The sequence below is a fragment of the Alkalicoccobacillus gibsonii genome, from assembly GCF_016798245.1.
GTDB classification, from domain to species: Bacteria; Bacillota; Bacilli; order Bacillales; family Bacillaceae_D; genus Alkalicoccobacillus; species Alkalicoccobacillus gibsonii.
On the sequence record NZ_JAEUZA010000001.1, the window covers coordinates 69,067 to 83,105 of the forward strand.

Annotated in this window: 14 protein-coding genes; 8 read left to right on the plus strand and 6 right to left on the minus strand. The window is 39.7% G+C overall.

What is annotated here, in order from left to right; genetic code table 11:
• Nucleotides 1–66 precede the first annotated feature (66 nt).
• From JNO66_RS00375 to JNO66_RS00385, 3 genes are all read left to right on the plus strand, one after another.
• Nucleotides 67–1,815 carry an ABC transporter ATP-binding protein gene (locus JNO66_RS00375; RefSeq protein WP_203086236.1) on the plus strand — a complete coding sequence of 583 codons (1,749 nt, stop codon included), beginning with the start codon at nucleotides 67–69 and terminating at the stop codon, nucleotides 1,813–1,815.
• Between the two features lie 12 nt (nucleotides 1,816–1,827).
• Nucleotides 1,828–3,639 carry an ABC transporter ATP-binding protein gene (locus tag JNO66_RS00380; protein ID WP_246483139.1) on the plus strand — a complete coding sequence of 604 codons (1,812 nt, stop codon included), beginning with the start codon at nucleotides 1,828–1,830 and terminating at the stop codon, nucleotides 3,637–3,639.
• Nucleotides 3,640–3,949: 310 nt separating this feature from the next.
• Nucleotides 3,950–4,777: a hypothetical protein gene (locus JNO66_RS00385; protein ID WP_203086237.1), complete on the plus strand. Its 828-nt coding sequence runs from the start codon at nucleotides 3,950–3,952 to the stop codon at nucleotides 4,775–4,777.
• Between the two features lie 40 nt (nucleotides 4,778–4,817).
• Here JNO66_RS00385 and JNO66_RS00390 read toward each other — a convergent pair whose 3' ends face one another.
• Complete coding sequence (locus JNO66_RS00390) at nucleotides 4,818–5,498, minus strand: PspA/IM30 family protein (RefSeq protein WP_203086238.1); 681 nt, start codon at nucleotides 5,496–5,498, stop codon at nucleotides 4,818–4,820.
• Between the two features lie 205 nt (nucleotides 5,499–5,703).
• Here JNO66_RS00390 and JNO66_RS00395 point away from each other — a divergent pair, with 205 nt between their 5' ends.
• Complete coding sequence (locus JNO66_RS00395) at nucleotides 5,704–6,906, plus strand: aminotransferase-like domain-containing protein (protein ID WP_203086239.1); 1,203 nt, start codon at nucleotides 5,704–5,706, stop codon at nucleotides 6,904–6,906.
• Between the two features lie 42 nt (nucleotides 6,907–6,948).
• Here JNO66_RS00395 and htpX read toward each other — a convergent pair whose 3' ends face one another.
• Both htpX and JNO66_RS00405 read right to left on the minus strand, forming a co-directional pair.
• Nucleotides 6,949–7,833 carry a zinc metalloprotease HtpX gene (gene htpX, locus JNO66_RS00400; RefSeq protein ID WP_203086240.1) on the minus strand — a complete coding sequence of 295 codons (885 nt, stop codon included), beginning with the start codon at nucleotides 7,831–7,833 and terminating at the stop codon, nucleotides 6,949–6,951.
• A 20-nt stretch (nucleotides 7,834–7,853) separates the two neighbouring features.
• Nucleotides 7,854–8,408, minus strand: coding sequence for a LemA family protein (locus JNO66_RS00405; protein WP_203086241.1), 555 nt, complete (start codon nucleotides 8,406–8,408; stop codon nucleotides 7,854–7,856).
• A 206-nt stretch (nucleotides 8,409–8,614) separates the two neighbouring features.
• Between JNO66_RS00405 and JNO66_RS00410 the strand changes: the two genes are divergently transcribed.
• Nucleotides 8,615–8,821, plus strand: a complete 207-nt coding sequence (locus JNO66_RS00410; protein WP_203086242.1) for an alpha/beta-type small acid-soluble spore protein — start codon at nucleotides 8,615–8,617, stop codon at nucleotides 8,819–8,821.
• A gap of 90 nt (nucleotides 8,822–8,911) precedes the next feature.
• Here JNO66_RS00410 and JNO66_RS00415 read toward each other — a convergent pair whose 3' ends face one another.
• The 3 genes from JNO66_RS00415 to JNO66_RS00425 form a co-directional block, all read right to left on the minus strand.
• Nucleotides 8,912–10,009 carry an ABC transporter ATP-binding protein gene (locus JNO66_RS00415; RefSeq protein WP_203086243.1) on the minus strand — a complete coding sequence of 366 codons (1,098 nt, stop codon included), beginning with the start codon at nucleotides 10,007–10,009 and terminating at the stop codon, nucleotides 8,912–8,914.
• Between the two features lie 114 nt (nucleotides 10,010–10,123).
• Nucleotides 10,124–11,011, minus strand: a complete 888-nt coding sequence (locus JNO66_RS00420) for a helix-turn-helix domain-containing protein (RefSeq protein ID WP_203086244.1) — start codon at nucleotides 11,009–11,011, stop codon at nucleotides 10,124–10,126.
• Nucleotides 11,012–11,078: 67 nt separating this feature from the next.
• Nucleotides 11,079–11,255, minus strand: coding sequence for a hypothetical protein (locus tag JNO66_RS00425; protein WP_203086245.1), 177 nt, complete (start codon nucleotides 11,253–11,255; stop codon nucleotides 11,079–11,081).
• Nucleotides 11,256–11,405: 150 nt separating this feature from the next.
• Here JNO66_RS00425 and JNO66_RS00430 point away from each other — a divergent pair, with 150 nt between their 5' ends.
• From JNO66_RS00430 to JNO66_RS00440, 3 genes are all read left to right on the plus strand, one after another.
• Complete coding sequence (locus tag JNO66_RS00430; protein ID WP_203086246.1) at nucleotides 11,406–12,551, plus strand: DUF445 domain-containing protein; 1,146 nt, start codon at nucleotides 11,406–11,408, stop codon at nucleotides 12,549–12,551.
• Between the two features lie 88 nt (nucleotides 12,552–12,639).
• Nucleotides 12,640–12,990 carry a YlbF family regulator gene (locus JNO66_RS00435; RefSeq protein WP_203086247.1) on the plus strand — a complete coding sequence of 117 codons (351 nt, stop codon included), beginning with the start codon at nucleotides 12,640–12,642 and terminating at the stop codon, nucleotides 12,988–12,990.
• A 156-nt stretch (nucleotides 12,991–13,146) separates the two neighbouring features.
• Complete coding sequence (locus JNO66_RS00440) at nucleotides 13,147–14,007, plus strand: Cof-type HAD-IIB family hydrolase (protein ID WP_203086248.1); 861 nt, start codon at nucleotides 13,147–13,149, stop codon at nucleotides 14,005–14,007.
• Nucleotides 14,008–14,039: the final 32 nt, after the last annotated feature.

Below are 14,039 nucleotides of genomic sequence, written 5' to 3' on the forward strand. Positions count from 1 at the left end.
AGATTAACTTTGCTATTTTATTCTTCGTGGCTCTAAATAATTGAACAGGTTGAAATGGGGGGTTTCATGGATACGTTTAAAAGACTGTCTCGATTTTACTTGCCAGATAAAAAACTATTTATTTGGTCATTGATTGCGTTAGCTGCTGTCTCGGGATTAACGGTGTTGTATCCAATTATTTTACAGTACACAATTGACACTGCTGTAGTTGGTGGTCAGTATGGAATGATTCCATATCTTGCTTTAGGATTTATAGGCATTATGGCTTTAAAAGGGGGAGCTGTCTACATTCATCAATATTTAGGGGATATGTTTGGTGTAAAATCCGTGTATCGTCTCCGAAATTCGCTTTATGAGAAGCTTCAGTTTTTACCTTTCCGATATTATGACAATGCAAAAACAGGAGATCTAATGTCACGTTTAACGGCGGACGTAGAGGCATTTCGCTTTTTCCTTTCGTTTGGCTGTGCGCAGCTTGTCAACCTCGTGCTATTGATTGGTTTTAGTATGGCTGTTATGTTCTTCTATTCCATTCCTCTAGCTTTAGCTACTATGGCGATGATTCCACTTCTTGTGTTTGTGGTCATTCGGTTTGACAAGCGTGTTCACCCGGCGTTTAGAGGCATTCGTAAATCTCTTGCGCAACTGAATACAAAGGTTCAAGAAAATGTGAGTGGGATGCAAACAGTTAAAGCGTTATCACAGGAAGACGAAGAAATCTTACGCTTCTCTGGAAAAAATGAAGATTACCGCAGTAAGCATCTTCATGTCGCTAAAATTTGGGGTACCTATTTTCCACTAATGGAGTTAGTCGGAAATCTATCTGCTGTTATTCTGTTAGCATTTGGAGGATACCTCACGATTACAGGATCTCTTACTCCAGGTGAGCTTGTTGCATTCTTTAGTTTAGTTGCCTATATTACCGGTCCAATTATGGGGCTTGGTTTTATTATCAATACATTTTCTCAATCAAAAGCTTCAGGTGAGCGTTTACTAGAGGTTCTTGATGAAATGGAAAGACCAGATGGAGCAGGAACTGAACAAACGAAGCGTTTAGTTGGTGAAGTTGAATTTAAACATGTGACAGCTCAATATGATTCAAAAAATAAGCCCGCTGTTACAGATATAAGCTTTAATGCTACACAAGGAAAAACCATTGGATTGGTTGGTGCAACAGGCTCAGGGAAATCAACAATTATTCAATTGCTCCTTCGGTTTTATGAAAAGCAATCAGGAGATATCTTAATTGATGGAAAACCAATTGAAGAATATACATTAAAGGAATTAAGAAGAAATATTGGTGTGGTACTTCAACAAACCTTCCTTTTCTCTTCGACCATTCGGGATAATCTCTCTTATGGAAATCCAGATGCAACAATGGATGAGATCATTGAAGCAGCAAAACGTGCAGACGCTCATGACTTTATTGAGAACCTTCCTAATGGATATGAAACAGTGCTTGGCGAAAAAGGACTCGGGTTATCTGGTGGACAAAAGCAACGGATTGCCATTGCACGTGCCATTATTATGAACCCAAGTATTCTTATTTTAGATGACGCAACAAGCGCGGTTGATATGCAAACGGAAGTGAAGATTCAAAAGGCCTTTAAGGAAGTGATGAAAGGTAGAACAACGTTTATCATCGCGCACCGGATTTCCTCTGTAAAACATGCAGATGAAATCATCGTACTTGATAGTGGTGAAGTGAGTGAACGTGGAACGCATGAAGAGCTTCTGCAAAACCGTGAGGGAATCTACCGTAGAATTTATGATATTCAAAATCAGGACCAGCAACATGTGTTGCAACGGGCGTAAGGAGGTAGGCACTTGGAACAAACAACCAAAAAATCACGGTTTCATTATCCGGTAGAGCAAATCATTGAAAAGCCATTTAACTGGATGCAAATGACAAGACTATTCGGCTATATGAAGCCTTATGCCAAAACCCTGCTCCCAAAAACGATTATTGCCATGTTCATTTCGACGCTTGTTCGGCTTGCCATTCCTATTTTTATCGGCGTATATGCGCTTGATTACGGAATTTCAAGTAATGACGTTTCGTTTATGTTTATGCTAGCAGGTATTGTTTTTGGGATGTACATTTTGTCATATGTCGCTAACTATTATCGGATCCGCTGGATGAATGAACTTGGTCAGCATATTATCTATGACATTCGATCAGACCTTTTCAAGCATATCCAAAGGCTGTCACACCGCTTTTTTGATAAGCGTTCAGCAGGATCAATTCTTGTACGTGTCATTAACGACATTAACTCGCTTCAGGATTTGTTTACGAATGGTGTAGTTAACTTATTAATGGATATTGTGATGCTAATAGGGATTGTCATCATCCTATTCACACTAAGTCCGCAGCTAGCACTAGCCATACTCATTGTGCTACCGATCATGTTTTTTATTTCTACCAAGCTTCGCCGGAAAATACGTCGAGCTTGGCAAGTAGTACGAATTCGCCAATCCAGGTTGAACTCTCATCTAAATGAAAGTATTCAAGGAATCCGTGTAACACAAGCCTATGCTCAAGAAAAAGAGAACATGGAGTTCTTTGATGCGGTGAATACAGATAACTATGAGAGCTGGAGACAGGCGTCACGAATGAATGCGATGTTTAGACCATTCGTTGAAATGGCAAGTGCACTAGGTGGCGCGATTCTCATTTGGTACGGTGCTTATCTAATTCAGGGAAATGACCCAGCCATTACAATTGGTGTCTTTGTTTCATTTGCTTTCTACTTAGGAATGTTCTGGGAGCCGATCTCAAGGCTAGGGCAGGTTTACAACCAACTATTAGTTGGGATGGCTTCGTCTGAGAGAATCTTTGAATTTCTTGATGAAAAACCATCCGTTCCTGAAAAACCAGATGCAAAGCCACTTAAAAATGTAAAAGGTGAGCTTGTCTTTGAACATGTTGAGTTCGCATACGATTCGAATCGAAAAGCATTAGATGATATCAATCTCACATTCGAAGCAGGTAAGACCATTGCCCTAGTTGGACATACGGGTTCAGGAAAATCAACAATCGTTAATTTAATGAGCCGTTTCTATGATCCAACGAAAGGAAGAATTTTGCTTGACGGAGTCGATCTTAAAGATTTAAAACTAAACGAGCTCCGCACAAATGTCAGTTATGTTCTTCAAGATACCTTTATCTTTGCAGGTACAATTATGGAAAATATCCGTTTCGGTAACGTTCGTGCGACAGATGAAGAAGTCATTGAAGCAGCAAAAGCGATCGGTGCAGATACATTTATCTCAAAGCTGGAAAAAGGCTATCATACAGAGGTAGAAGAACAAGGAAATGTGTTGTCAGTTGGGGAAAGACAGCTACTGTCATTTGCCAGAGCTCTTCTAGCAGATCCACGTATCTTAATTCTGGATGAGGCTACGGCAAGTATTGATACAGAAACCGAATTAATTATCCAGAAAGGGTTAAAGCGTCTGCTTCATAATCGAACGGCCATCATGATTGCCCATCGCTTATCAACCATTCGCGATTCCGATCAGATCATTGTCTTAGAACAAGGAAATGTGATCGAACAGGGAACACACCAACAATTAATGAATCATGAAGGCAAGTACTACAATCTTGTTAAATCACAATACGCAGCCTTGGAAAAGTAACTAGGTACCGGCTGAAATAAAAATAAATATCAAGCAGAAATCGGCGGATGATTCTACGAATGAATCATCCGCTTTTAGTGTTTTAGAAAAACGAGCAGGTGTGAACCAGACACTCCTTTGGAAAAGTACGTGGTGAAGAAACTGGAGCGGAACCGATTAACGATGGCGACCACATATTATGTTCTTTATGTTTTTCTTGCAACATTTTTACCACGCCTACGTATATGATGGTAAGTAGCAATTAAAAAAGGTTGGATGTATAGTAAGTAAAAACGGGTATTCATTAGATGAGAGAGAGGAGTGAGAGAACATGCTCACCATGACGATACAAATTGTCATCACATTAGTTGGAGCTGCACTTATTATTTTGGTTGTTCAATCGTTCCTTCAAAGAAAAAAGAATTGTTTTTTAGAGCAAGAGATTGAAGAATTATCTAAGAAACATGATCAGCTATTGGCAGAGGTCCTTCAGCCATATCATGATTCTTCCGATAAATTAAAGCTTACACGTGGTAAAACAAAAAAACGCTTTGAGGAATTAAGTGAAGGATTTTTCACCATTCTTCACGCCGTTAAAGAAGCGCAACAGAACTTAGATGGCTTGCGTGTGACACGAGCTTCCTATGGATCAATTGTGGCGGTATTACCAAGAGCGAAATCCCAACTGGATGAAGAATTTGAGAAGCTGAATAAAATGAAAACGGAATTAGAACAGCTTGAAAAAGAAGATACAGATGTCGTTATACTTGAAAAAGAAGAACGAGCACAACTGGAAGAAATAGAAAAGCAGCTGCAAGCTCACGTTCTAAAAACAGATTATCCTTTGAACAATCTTGTTCAAAAGCTGAATTATTTAAAAAGAGAGTTAAACGAAGTGTTGGCTGAGGATTTAGATTCAATTACGGCTAAGCATGATCTAGAGCACCTTCAAAGTGATCGGATAGAGCTTGAGAAACGATTAACTAGGCTTCAGGCGCTCTTTAGAGAACAACGCCATCTCGCTGCTCAATTTGAAGGAATAAGCGCTGAATTACCAGAATCGTATCAACGTTTTTTGGGCGCCCTTCAAGCAGGAGAAGTGGACCGGGCGGAAACTCATCTGAAAGTAGTTCATGAAGACATAGTAAAACGTTTATAAAAGAAAGCTGAGAACTCGTTAGAGCGCTCAGCTTTTTTTGTTATTCGTTCGTTTGTTTTCCGGCCATTTTTGCTTTTAACTGCTCTAGTTCACTGTCTACCTTACTTTTAGTTGTAAGTGCAGCAAGGTCATCATCAAGCGTTTTGTTTATGCTTCTAAGTTCTTCAGAAGACTCTGCTTCTGCTTCACTACGCATGACTTTTTCTTCCATACGATCAAAGCCACTCTTTGCGCCAGAATTCATTCCAGATAGAGAACGATTTACTTTTGCACGTGCCTGAGCACTTTCATTACGAGCTTTAAGTGAATCTTTCTTCATTGTCATCTCACGAAGCTCGTCTTTCATTTCGCGTAATTTATCCTTAAGCTCTGATGACAATTTTGTCGCTTCATTATGAGACATTTGTAGGCTACTAGCCTGAGATTCTTGTTTAGATTTCTCCTCAAGAACCCTGCGAGCTAAATCCTCATCTCCAGATTCAAGTGCAACCATCGCTTGTTCTTCACGTTTTGTAACGGCTTCTAAGGATTCATCTAATTGCTTTTTCAATAGCTTTTCGCTGGCAATTTGTTTTGCAACTGCTGCTTCAACCTCTTGAATATCATTTTCCATGTCATAAATAAACTGGTCGAGCATTTTGCCCGGGTCCTCAGCTTTATTTAATAAAGAATTTAATTCTGATGAAACAATGGTACGAACTCGCGAAAAGAAACGAAACATACAAATCCCTCCTAATATTGTTAATAACCTAAGTTTATCACAGGCTATTTTATCTGTAATACTTTCTTAACTGTATATACGACCCGGCGTAAAAAATGTTTCAGTTTCATTCAAAAAATCTAAAGATTGACTTTACTGATAAATCAGATAAAATAAAAACTATTACATTTGACTAAATAGAGAGAACATTCTGAGGTGTTGAGAGATGAGATACGCTTTTTCTAAACGGGTAAGACATTTACAATCGTCTGCAGTACGAGACATTTTGAAAGTCGTGGGGAATGGAGATGTCATTTCATTTGCTGGAGGACTTCCAGCTGATGATTTGTTTCCAGTTGAAGCGATTGAGCAGGCATTTTCACGTGCTTTTGCATCAGGAACAAAAGCCCTGCAATATATTGAAACAGAAGGGTATGCACCGTTACGTGAACTTGTTGTTGAACGGATGAGTCGGAAGGATATTACAGGATTCACAGCGAATGATGTTTTGCTTACAACAGGCTCTCAGCAGGCCATTGATTTATTTTCAAGAGTTATGTTTAGCCCAGGAGACATTGTTTTAACAGAGGATCCAACCTATCTTGCTGCCCTACAAGTGTTTCAATCGTACGAAGCAGAAGCTGTTGCTGTTGAATCGGATGATGAGGGAATGATTGAGGAGGACTTAGAAGCAAAGCTGCGTAACTTAAGACCAAAGTGTATTTACGTTGTTCCTACATTTTCGAACCCTGCAGGAAAGGTTTGGTCACTTGAACGTCGGAGAATGCTTGTTAGACTCGCTCACAAATATAACTGTCTTATCTTAGAGGACGATCCGTACGGAGACATCCAATTTAATCAAAATGAAACCTACACACCCATCGCTGCTTTAGATGATGGCTCAAGAGTCTTATATACAAGCACCTTTTCCAAAACAGCTGTCCCTGCGCTTCGAACAGGCTGGATTGTAGGTCCGTTCCAGGTGATTCGCATGATGGCACAAGCTAAGCAAGCGAATGACTTACATTCAAACTCGCTGTCTCAGCAAGCGATCTATCAGCTGTGTACACACTTTGACTTTGATGGACATATTCAAGGAGTAACCAATCTTTATAGGCAAAGACGTGATGTGATGGTGGACTGTATTAGACAGTCCAATTTGCCGAATGCCCATTTTGTTGAGCCAAAAGGTGGCATGTTCCTTTGGATTGAGCTCGATGAACGTGTAAACACAACCTCTATGTTAACCGAAGCCGTAAAAAAAGGAGTAGCGTATGTCCCTGGAGCTCCTTTTTATGCAGGTGTTCCTAAAACCAATACGATGCGGTTAAACTTTACACATGCAACAGACGAAGAGATTAAAAAAGGGATTCATCTATTATCAGATGTATTTTCTCATACAGATGATCAAGTAAAAACGGTCATTTAATGAAAAACGGACCTGAGCGACATGCTCAGGTCCGTTTATTCTTTACATCGATTCTAATCGTTTAATCCGCGCCTCCGGTTGTGGGTGAGTGGAAAAAAGACTTGCTGCTTTCTTTTTTAATGGATCTGCAAAATATAAGGAAGCAGACGTACTTGATGCTTCTTTTACTGGTGTAGAGGAGTTTGTAATTTTTCTTAAGGCGTTTGCCAGTGCATTCGGATTTCGTGTCAACTCTGCAGCCGTGGCATCAGCGAGAAATTCACGGTTTCGTGAAATGGCTAGCTGAATCAATGTGGCTACAAGAGGCGATATTATGATTAGGAGGAGAGATAAAATCATGATGATACCATTTTGTTTATTGTCTCTATTTCCTCTGGCGCGACCATAGTACATGGAGCGCGCACCGATGTCGCTCAGAATAGCTACGGCAGAAACTAAAGCAATCGCAACAGTGGCTAACCTGATATCGTAATTTCGGACGTGAGCAATTTCGTGAGCAATCACACCTTCGAGTTCTTCTCTGTTTAATTGATTAAGTAAACCTGTTGTCACTGCAACAGCCGCTTTTTTAGGAGAGGTCCCAGTAGCAAACGCATTTGGACTTTGATCATTAATAATAAATATTCTCGGTTTTGGGATTTGCGCAACCATGGAAAGACTGTCTACTGTATTCCACAAATACGCATGATCATCTGAGTTTCGTATTTCTCTTGCATGATTCATTCTCATCACAACATTTGTGCTGCCGAAGAGCATAATAAGAGTATAGCCGCCACCAACAAGGGCTGCTAAGATGAGACCACTAATGTAATCGCCAATATATAGGTAAGTAATGGCAGCCCCAACTGCAAGAACAAATAGTACAAATCCAGTAACGATAAAAATGGTTTTACGCTTATTATGACTGATTTGTTGATATAGGTGCATGAGCTACCCTCATCTCTTATTTAATCAAAATCCACGCGAACAGCTTGGCGCTCTTCGTTTGAGGCTTCTAAGTATCCATGCTTACGGAAGTTGTGTACAGAAGCGATCAGATTACTTGGAAACGATTCAACTTTGTTGTTGTATTGCATCACGGTTTTATTGTATAGCTGTTTTGAATAGGCTACCTTATTTTCAGTAGCAACCAAGTCTTCATGAACCTTAGAAAAAGTCTCATTCGCTTTTAAATCGGGATAAGCTTCTGTTAAAGAGAAAAACTGTCTTAATGTTCCTGATAGTTCATTATCGGCTTGAACCTGCTCTTCGCGACTTAAGTCAGGAGAAACAATTTGATTTCGCATCTTAACAATTTCAGCTAACGTTTCTTTTTCATGCTTCATGTACGTTTTGGCGGTGTCAACCAAGTTTGGTATTAAATCATATCTTCTTTTTAACTGAACATCGATTTGAGACCAAGCCTCTTCTTTCCAACCTCTTAACTTTATTAAGCCGTTGTAATTCATAATCCAAAACAGTCCAATAACGACAATAATAGCTCCTGCAATGATAAATCCCATCTTCTTCATCCTTTCTTATCAACGTCAGTTATTTAGTTACGATCAAACAAATCATTCGGTTTCAACTTTTAGTGTATCACGGAAAAATAAGAAGATTGAACAAAAACAACGGCCCTCAAAAAAAACTAAGTTTTACCAAAAAAATCGATACATACTTCAATTAAAAAAAACCTACACTATGATTACACAAGGAGGAGGTGAAACACATGGCTAACAACAACAGCAATTCTAATGACCTTCTTGTACCTGGTGTACAACAGGCTCTAGATCAAATGAAATACGAAATCGCTTCTGAGTTTGGAGTAACTCTTGGAGCTGATACAACTGCTCGTGCAAACGGTTCAGTTGGTGGTGAAATCACTAAACGTTTAGTACAAGCTGCTGAACAACAACTTGGTGGATACCAACGTTAATAATGATGGATATAAGGGGATGGCCTAGCGCCATCCCTTTTTCATATGTAAAAAAGACGCCCCATATTGGAACGTCTTAAAGAGTGTAAGTTAACGAATACGTTGCTCGTTATCCGCATCGAAAAAGTGACATTTGTTTAAGTCAAGAGCTAGATCAAGCTTCTGACCAGAAGAGATATCCGTTCTAGAATCGACTCTAGCTACAAGCTCTTGTCCGTTTACGCTTGAGTAAAGAACCGTTTCTGCACCAGTTAACTCAGCCACATCAATAACAGCATTAAGCTTTGTATCAGGTGAAGACTGAAGGAATAGTAATTCATCATGTACATCCTCTGGTCTTACACCAAGAATGATGTCTTTATCAGCATAGCCTTTTTCACGAAGTGTTTTAAGTTTGCCTTCAGGTACTTTAAGAGAGATATCTCCAACAACGAATTGATCTCCGTTCAAGCGACCAGTTAGGAAGTTCATAGAAGGTGAACCGATGAACCCGCCAACGAATACGTTCTCAGGGTTATCGTACACTTCTTTAGGTGAACCAACCTGTTGGATCAGTCCATCTTTCATTATGACAATTCGTGTGGCCATTGTCATAGCCTCTGTCTGGTCATGCGTTACATAAATTGTTGTTGTTTGAAGACGTTTGTGAAGCTTTGTGATCTCTGCTCTCATCTGAACACGAAGCTTTGCATCAAGGTTTGAAAGTGGCTCATCCATTAAGAATACTTGTGGATCACGTACAATGGCACGTCCCAAGGCAACCCGCTGACGCTGACCACCTGACATTGCTTTTGGTTTACGATCTAGCATTTCAGTTAGTCCGAGGATTTGAGCAGCATTCTTAACTCGCTTGTCGATCTCATCCTTTTTAAACTTACGTAGCTTTAATCCAAAAGCCATATTATCGTATACGTTCATATGTGGATATAAGGCATAGTTTTGGAATACCATCGCGATATCACGATCTTTTGGAGCGACATCGTTCATGCGTTTGTCTCCAATGTGAAGATCACCCTTTGAGATATCTTCAAGTCCAGCAATCATTCGAAGTGTCGTTGATTTACCGCAACCAGAAGGTCCTACAAATACGATAAATTCTTTATCTTCAATATTTAAATTGAAATCCGTAACAGCTGTAACATCACCATCATAAATTTTATAGATACCATCTAAGCTAATCTCTGCCATGCTTAACCCCTCCATATTGTAAGTATAAATGAATTGTAAGCCTTTTCATTGATTTAGAATATGGAAATGGTGCACAAAGTTCATCCTTTTTTCTGGGCAGGGTGCACAAGCCTACTAACGATCCTGTAACAAAAGAACAAAATGCATATAAGCCGCATGCTGAAACTGTTTAATATCAATGCCAGTTTTCTCAATAAACTTATCAATTCGATATTGTAGGCTATTTCGATGCATATGTAAGCTCTTTGCAGCCGATGAAAGATTCATGGAGTGATGAAGATAACTTGAAATACTCTTCATCATATCTGAATCCTGCAAGATCTCTTCTGTTAATACCTGAGTCTGAATATAGGTGTTTTCTGATTCAGGAATAAATTGAATGAGATAATAGGGAATCGCCTCGTGTTCTTTAAAAATATGCTGCTTATTCACATGTGGTAAGGCAGCACGGAAGCAGGCCTGTTCCCAAGTAAAGGTAGGCCTTGCTTGTTCAATCGACCTGGTTGAGCCAATTAAAAGAGTGAGATCTACATAAAAATCAGTTGCAATGGCTTGAACGAAATGGGAGAACTCACTTGTCTCATCATCGATCCGATCAATCACCACACCGTTTAAAGCATCTGTCCAAATCATTGTATGTAAGCCCGGGAGCTGATTTTGCCATGCCTCATGAAAGTCAGTGTACGTATCAATACTCTCAGATAGTGAAAAGTGTACAAAGCGAACGGCTTCTTGAGTAGGCGCAGCAACAGGCTGGGCTGAATCTTGAAAAAGCCATTCCTTCCATTGTTTTTCTGATACAGTCTCTGGTACGGGATAGGGCTTCCAGACAGGTAAGAGCAGCATAAGCAGCTGCTGCTCTCTTTGTGATAACTGTTCTTTATAAAAACCAATTGGCTTTGATTGTTCATCCTGTAACCAGAGAACATCTAAGCGATGATAATCAGTTGGGTTAGTTGTCATAGCTGATCCGAATTGTCTTTTTAACGATTCCGTGATCATACACAAGCGCTCCTTACTACTGTAGAATAGTTCCAGTATATCGCTTGCCCAACATGTCGGTAAAGAATTAATCCTGAACAGCTGGAGGATCTTCTTTTTCAAGCTCTCGTGCTTGTTCAATACGGCCGGCATGGTGACCAGCAACCCTGCCTCCGCCTAACCCTTCGTTAATCATTCGATCGACGTCCATAAAGTAATGCTCTTTTCCTTGGTCGGATTCTTTTCGATGCTTTGATTCCTTCATTTTGGCCTCTCCTTTCATTAAGAATTGGTTCGTAGTATGCTTCAACATTTTGGTGCTATTCCATATGGACTGAACAAGTGTTTTGCTCACGGAAGAAAATCGATTATACTAGGTGAGTCGAAGTTTTATAGCAAGTGAGGAGTGTACACAGTGGAACCATGGATGTTTATTAGTTTTATGGTGATTGTTGGAGCGGCATTAGGTGGGATCACCAATGCACTCGCGATACGAATGTTATTCAAACCACACCAGGCATACTACATTGGGAAATGGAAAGTCCCATTTACACCTGGTTTGATTCCAAAACGACATAAAGAAATTGCAGTTCAATTAGGAGAGATGGTTGGAACCTATCTCCTTACAGCAGAAGGCCTGGAGAAACAAATCAAACAGTCTGCCTTTAAACAGGGAGTGTCTGATTGGCTGGAGGCAGAAGCAACAAAACTGATAAATAGCGAGGATTCATTAGAAGTATATGTTGCACAAACGATTGGCGTTCAGAACCTAGAAGAGGTTTTATATCATCGAACAGATCGTATCATTGAAACAGGAATCAGTCGTTTCTTAACAAATAACGAAGAGAAAACAGTCGTTGAATTACTGCCTGAGGCACTTGTTAACCGAGTAGAAGGCTATTTACCAGAGCTTTCACAAGCAGTGCTATCTAAGACTCGCGATTATTTTGCGAGCGCAGAAGGAAAAGAAAAGCTGAGTGGTATGATCGAAGAGTTTTTAGATCATAAAGGTCGATTAGGTAGCATGATTTCAATGTTTATGGGGAATGAAAGACTCGTTGATAAGGTGCAGCCTGAGATTCTACGATTCCTGCAAAATGAGCGAACGAACCAATTATTAAGTGAGTTACTGGAAAAAGAGTGGGATAAAATAAAAGAACGTCCATTGAAGGAACTTCATGCATTTATTAATGAAGAAAAATTTAGCCACTTTTTAAGTCAGCTTGTAAAAGATAAAACGCCTGTACTCCGGTCAATAACTGCACCTTTAAATACATGGATGCCAAATTATGAGGAGCGAATCATACAAACGTGGATCCCTAATGTAACAGATGGTTTCATTGGTATTGCGAGCAAGCAGATCGGACACTTCCTAAAAGCATTCCAAATTGAACAGGTAATTAGCAATCAAGTTCTTGCTTTTTCAACAAAGTACTTAGAAGAGCTTGTGATGTCTGTTGCTAGCAAAGAGCTAAAATTAATTACGTATTTAGGCGCCTTAATTGGTGGTGTAGTGGGATTGTTTCAAGGATTATTTGTTCTACTGATCAATTCCTTATAAGTTTTTTTAGTCGGATTACGTGTCTTTCCGTGAATTCTCACTCTGAACATGTTATAGTCGTGTAGACTATTAAGAGGGGGAATTAACCGTGGCACAACTTCAAGACAAAGCGCAAGAACTAAAGCAAGCATTAGCAGAGAGTGATGAATTTAAATCACTTCAATCTCTACACAATCAAATCAATGAAGATGAGATTGCCAAAAAAATGTTGGACAACTTCCGTCAGCTGCAGCTTGAGCTTCAACAGAAGCAAATGCAAGGCATTCAAATTACGGAAGAAGAAGCACAAAAAGCACAACAACAATTTGAGCTTGTTCAACAGCACGAACTAATCTCTAAATTGATGGAAGCTGAGCAACAGCTTAGCGTCATCATCGGAGACATTAACAAAGTCATCACAGAGCCATTAGAAGAAATTTACGGCACACCAGAACAATAAGTAAGAAAAGGTCCCTCCGAGAAATCGGGGGGATTTTTTGTGCTTTCTATACATTCAAGTTCTGTCGGGGGACGGGGCTACATATGCTAGATCAGATACGACGAGCCTCCTAAGAGACACCAATGGAGAATACAACTAGAGGGGAAGAAGGCATGTATGACGTATACATTTTTAGCAGTAAACATTGATGGTGCACTACTCAGATCAAACTCAAAATTAAGTAAATCCACCAGGCAGTCGATGGATTACTTAACAAAAAAAGGAGTAGACATTGCCTTAGTCACATCTAGACCTTATCTATCTGCTCAAAAAATTGCTAAGAGCTTAAAAATTGATGGATACTTAATTGCACACGATGGAGCTTATGTGAGTGAGACCAAAAAGAAAAAGCTCATGTCTAAAGAGATTCCAGAAGCAAGTGTTATGAACATGATGGAAGCTCTTGAACGCTTTCGCTGCCGTACCCATTTAATGTATGAAACACATGCTGTTACGAGTAAAGAAAAGCAAAAGAATCAGCTCATCGCAAAGATGACATTAGGTGCAACCGATCAACTATACTATCCGTTAACGTACGTTGATTCGTTATATAATTATGTAATGGATGAGGGTCAAGGACCTTTAACGATGCAAATCCAATTTGAATCCTCAATTCAAAGAAAACAGGCACTCGACTTATTAACTGAACAAAACGAGGACGTGCGAGTGAAGCGCCTTGGTAAAGATCGTTTATCCATCGTTTCATCTGATGTATCAAAAGCAAAAGCTCTTCAATGGCTTTGCCACCGTAAAGGTGTAAGCAACGAGGAATTAATTACAATTGGTGCTTTTGAAGAAGACATTGAAATGATGCAAATGGCAGGACTTGGTGTGGCGATGGGAAATGCACCAAAACCACTAAAAGATAAAGCGAACTGGATTACGCGCTCTGTAGATGAGGATGGGGTGTCGTATATGATACATGAAGTATTCAGAAAGCAGCTTCGCATTAACCTAGATCGACACAGTCTCAAATAAGAGACTGTTTTTTTTCTGAGTATGTTCGAATG